At 41.0% G+C, this 5,711-nt stretch carries 2 protein-coding genes and 1 pseudogene; all 3 read left to right on the top strand.

Annotation, left to right across the window (positions count from 1 at the left end; all coding sequences use genetic code 11):
• A pseudogene (locus Q1V93_RS11475) lies at nucleotides 1–1,012 on the top strand (hypothetical protein); the annotation flags it as partial.
• Nucleotides 1,013–1,044: 32 nt separating this feature from the next.
• Nucleotides 1,045–1,362, top strand: a complete 318-nt coding sequence (locus tag Q1V93_RS11470) for a hypothetical protein (RefSeq protein WP_300664821.1) — start codon at nucleotides 1,045–1,047, stop codon at nucleotides 1,360–1,362.
• A 45-nt stretch (nucleotides 1,363–1,407) separates the two neighbouring features.
• The coding region (locus tag Q1V93_RS11465) for a SpvB/TcaC N-terminal domain-containing protein (protein WP_300664819.1) at nucleotides 1,408–5,711 on the top strand (4,304 nt) is incomplete at its 3' end.

The following is a 5,711-nucleotide window of genomic DNA, read 5'->3' as shown; positions in this document are numbered from 1 at the left end:
TTTTGATACGACCAAACGTAAGTTACAAATGACCAAAATCATTTCATTGGGACAAAATTTCCCGGATGCTTTCCAGACCTTCCGTGAAACCGGTGTGTTGAACTTTGATCTGACGAACCGTTTATTCGATTATGACTTTCCGGGCCATTACTTGCGTTTAGTAAATGGAGTGAAAGTTTCCGTGATTGGTTTGATACCTGTTTACGATAACATCAAAGCAACCTTAACCGCCGGAACAACCTCTTACACGGTAATCGAATCAAACAATACCTTCCAACGAATTCCTATCAGAAGAATGGAATCTGATCAGGTGGCACTAACCGGTGCTTCCCGTGCCACAGGTATATTCGAATTACAACCCATGCAGAATGAATTCCTCAATCCATTTGAAGGAATGGGAATTGAATCACGTTGGGAGTTTAAAATGCCACGTTTCTCCAATCGTATGGATTTCAGCCAGATTGCAGATGTGGTAATAGAAATGGAGTATACTGCATTGGATAGTTTCCAATACCGCTTCCAGGTGTTACAAGATATCGACAACACGCTTGGATTCAGCAGAGGGTTCTCATTCAAGAATGACTTCCCGGATCAATGGTATGAATTGGCTCAAGCTCAGGAAGGAAATGATGTTTTCTCCGCTGAAATAGAACTGAAACAGGAGATGTTCCCTAATGGAGTGGATAATATTCGCTTGGATGGATCTAATCTTTTGTTACACTTTGTACGTAAAGATGGGTTTACAGATGAGATCTCCGTTGCAGATTTCAGTTTGGTAACTCCAAATGTCAATTCCCAACCAATGGATGGGATAACTGTAAACGGAACCTTTAGTGCCAATGCACTATCTAGTGCATTGAATACTCAAAGCCCGGCTACACCTTTTGTGAAATTGCGTTTGGCTTTTGCCAATAATACTCCACTGAATCGAGAGTTGTTTAGCCGGGAAAATGTGACGGATATTTTGTTATTGGTGAGTTGTAAAGCTGATTTGCCCACTTATCCATTGTAATATTTTAAATTAAGGATCAAAAAAGAAATCATATGAAAAAATTAAAGATGATCACATTGGTGATGACAATGTTGTTCTTGGGAATGTCAAATGTGGATGCACAAGATAAATCTACAGTAATAATTTCGGCGAAAACTTATACTACCGGATCAAAATATGAAATTCAAATTATAAAACCGGATTATGAAGTAGAGAACAAACTATTAAAAGGTAAAGAAGAAGATTTCTTTGTATCCGTAAAAAAGGAAGTGGATTATTGGTTGGAAAAGGGTTACAAGTTGATGGAGATGACTGCTAACTCACTGGCAACGAATCATGAAAGAGTATTGATAATCTTAATAAAGGAGTAATAAAAGACCCGTACAGGATAAAATAACCACTAAACACATTACACCATGTCAAACACCAAAGGTACTTCAGCAATCGTAGCTCCCTCGGGCGGGGGAGCTCAAAGCGGCTTGGGAGAAAAATTCTCTCCTGATCTATTTACCGGAACTGGAAATTTCAGTGTTCCCATTGCTGTTCCTGCCGGCAGGAATGGCATGCAGCCAAATTTATCGTTAGGATATAGTACCGGAAATGGAAATGGTGTCTTTGGAATGGGTTGGGCATTGGGTATTCCAGGTGTCACAAGGAAAACAAGTAAAGGGATTCCTATCTATGATGATAGTAAAGATGTCTTCATCCTGTCGGGGGCGGAGGATCTGGTTCCTGTGAAAAAGGAAAAAGAAACCGTTGAAGAAGAAGGAACTTCAATTAGTTGGGAACGTACATTTTATCGCCCCCGAACAGAGGGGTTGTTTGCACGGATCGTTCATCATAAAAAGAGCAATGGACAGAACTATTGGGAAGTAAGAAGCAAAGATGGTTTGATCACTTATTACGGAAGTCCGGATATTCCCTTCAATGAAACTTCATTTGTAATCGCGAATCCTGAAAATCGAAATGCCATTTTTGGATGGACATTAAGTAAAACCGTCGATCCTTTTGGAAATGAAGTTGTTTATGAATACGAACGGGAACTACTCATTTCCGATAGCAAAGCACAACCGCATAGCTCCGACCAGTTATACCTTTCTTCCATCAAATACAATCAATATTTTGACGGAGACGAGAAAAAACACCTCTGTGAAGTCCGTTTTGTATACGAAGAGCGCCCGGATTCTTTTTCGGTTTACAGGCAAGGTTTTGAGATTCGTACCACCAAGCGCTGTAAAGCCGTTTCGACTTACACCCATGCTGATGAAACCCGTAAGGTGAAAACTTATCATTTTAATTATTTGGAAGACTTACCATTAAACGGCGTTTCCTTATTGAAAGATGTAAGTGTGGAAGGGCACAAAGGAGAGGAAAGTGAATGGATGCCACCATTGGAGTTCGGTTATTCGACTTTCAAACCTTCTATTCGCGGATTGGATGAGATCAAAGGACCTATTCCTTCTCTTTCATTGGCCCAACCAGGCTATGAATTGGCGGATGTAACCGGAAACGGACTTCCGGATTTGCTGCAAATGGATGGAACAGGATCGCGGTATTGGCCTAATAAAGGAAAGGGTGTTTTTGCTTCTCCTAAAACAATCCCGGTTTCTCCTTCCATCCAATTGGGAAATGCAGGTGTTCAGTTAATTGATGCCAACGGAGACGGACGAAGTGATTTATTGGTGGTTAATGGCACTCAGGCCGGTTACTTTTCCGGAAGTTTCAATGATGTGTGGGATAAAAAGAATTACCGTTCTTATTCCAAAAAACCGTCTTTCAGTTTAGCAGATCCCGAAGTTCAATTCATGGACTTGGATGGTGATGGTATTACGGATGTATTGCGCAACGGGGCCAAATTTGAATGCTTCCTGAACAATCCTGAAAAAGGTTTTGACCAATTGCGTCTTGCAGACAAAACCTTTGCCAATTTTAGTTTTGCAGACTCGCGAATCCGTTTTGCAGACATGACTGGCGACGGTTTGCAAGATATTGTGCTGATTTCTTCCGGAAGAGTGCAGTACTGGCCAAATCTGGGATACGGACGCTTCGGTCAACTGGTAAATATGACGAATGCGCCACGCTTTCCGGAGCAGTTTAATCCGAAGCAAATCCTATTAGGAGATTTGGATGGTGGCGGTCAGGCAGATATTGCTTTTGTAGAGAATAACCGGGTTACACTGTATGTAAATCAAAGTGGAAATGGATTTTCAGAAGGAGTCATAATTATGGGAACTCCGGCTGTACACCAGGTAGAAAGTTTGCGTCTAGCTGATATTATGGGAACAGGACAAGCCGGGATAGTATGGAGTCAGATCGTAACAACCGGAACAAAAGGACGCATGTTTTTCCTGGATTTTACCGCAGGAAATAAACCATACTTATTGGAAGAAATGAATAATAACATGGGAAGTGTTACCCGTGTGGAATATGGTTCTTCGATCGAACACTTCCTGCGTGATGATCAAGATCCGCTAACACGTTGGAAAACACAATTACCATTTCCGGTACAAGTAGTAAACAGAACAGAAGTTCACGACTTGCTCTCGGGTGGGAAATTGATAACCGAGTATTCCTATCACAATGGTTATTGGGACGGAGCAGAACGAGAATTCAGAGGCTTTGCCCAGGTTGACTCCCGGGATACCGAATCATATGAACGTTTTACTGCTTCTTCATCAGAAGAAACAGATAGTAACTTAAACAGTCCCGGAAACCTGACAGCCGAATATTATTCTCCGCCGGTAGAAACCAAAAGCTGGTTTCATTTGGGGCCGGTTGGCCCGGACTATACGCGCTGGGAAGAATTGGATTTTTTGTATCAATATTGGCAGGGAGATATTAATGTTCTCCAACGAACCATTGAGACTAAAAACCTATTGAGTTCTTTGCCGAGAAAAGCTAGACGAGATGCCATACGGACATTGAGAGGAACTTTATTGAGATCCGAACTCTATGGTCGCGACGGATCGACCCTAGAAAACATTCCATACACCATTACAGAAAGTTTGATGGGAATTCGGACAGAATTCGATCCGACGACTTCAGTCCTGCAATCCGGAGAAATGTATGTGTTTTTCCCTTTCAGTCTGGCAGGAAGGACCAGCCAATATGAAAGAGGAAACGATCCGATGCACCAATTTACCTTCACGAAAGATTACGATGCTTATGGAAATCCGGGAGGACAATTAAATGCGGGACTTCCACGCGGAGCAACTCCACTTGGAGGCGGAAATGAAGACTATCTAGGTACTTACGGCATCAGCGAGTTCATTTATAAAGACATTCCAAACGGTCAATACATGGCCAACCGGGTAAAAAAGTCGACTTCATACGACGCCACCAAACCTGCTACGAACCTGAATGTTTTTGCGTACAAAGATTTTGTTTTCAGCAGTAATACACTTCCAGTCATTGGCTGCTCCCTGAATTTTTATGACGGAGAAGCCTTTGAAGGTTTGCCTTACGGGCAAATCGGAAATTACGGCTTACCTGTGAGAAGTGAATCATTGGTATTAACAGATGAGATCATAGAATCTGCTTATGGAGCTGAGACTCCTGAATGCTTTAAAGATAATCCGGATTGGAGTAGTTCAAACGGTTACCCCGCTGCGTTTGAAGGATTATTGCAAAATGGGGATGAAAGATTGGGGTATAAAGACCAAAGATCCGGATTTCCAAACCATGAAGTGGGCTGGTATACAGAAAGCGAACGTGCCAAATATGATTGGCAGGATAGTGGAATAGAGCGTCCTGTTGGATTAGTTTTGGAAATTAAAAACGTTTTTGATAATCGCTCAACCATTGAATATGATTCGTATCACTTTCTTCCAATAAACACAAAACAATGGCTGAATTCGACCGATTATCTGGATACAATAGCAGAATATGATTATCGGGTACTTCAAGTGAATAAAATAGAGGATCAGAATAATAATAGTTCAGTTTTTGATTTTTCACCTCTTGGGTTTCTTAAAGCTATAGCTTTAATTGGTAAAGGTACTGAAGGTGACTACAAGAGTAATTCAGGGGATTTTTATCAGCGTTATGTTCCTTCGTTACAAATGGAATATGACTTTTTTTCTTTTAGAAATGATGCCAATCCCATTTGGGTAAGAACAACTACAAGAGAAGAACACTATCAACAAAATCCGGATAGTGCTACTATCGTTAAAGTAGAATATAGTGATGGCTTCGGTCGTCTATTACAAACTCGTTCTCAGGCAGAAGACGTGATTTTTGGAAATCAGACCTTCGGAAGTTCTGGGCTGTCAGTAGACCAAAATGTAGTAAATTCCCCAGCTGTAGGAGTTGAATGGGATGAAAACGCACCCTTAAATGTCGTTGTAAGTGGTTGGGGTATTTACAATAATAAAGGAAAATTGATTGAACAATATGAACCATTTTTTGATAAAGGCTTCGATTATAGCCTTCCTCAACTAAGTGCTATTGGAGGAATAATGAATCCTCAGTTAGGGGTGAAGATGAGGATATTTTACGATGTAATGGAACGAGTCGTTCGAACAGTAAATCCTGACAATAGTGAGCAACGAGTTATATTCGGAATTCCTAATTCCCTGAATACACCGGATGATTTTATCCCAACATCTTGGGAAAACTATGTATATGATTCAAATGACTTGGCAACTTTGACAAATTCTGTTAATAATCCAGTACCAGAAAGCCATTGGTATACACCTGTTAGTAACTTAGTGGATGCGCT

The organism is Fluviicola sp., assembly GCF_030151805.1.
GTDB lineage: Bacteria > Bacteroidota > Bacteroidia > Flavobacteriales_D > Crocinitomicaceae > Fluviicola.
This window is presented reverse-complemented; position numbering and strand designations above follow the sequence as displayed.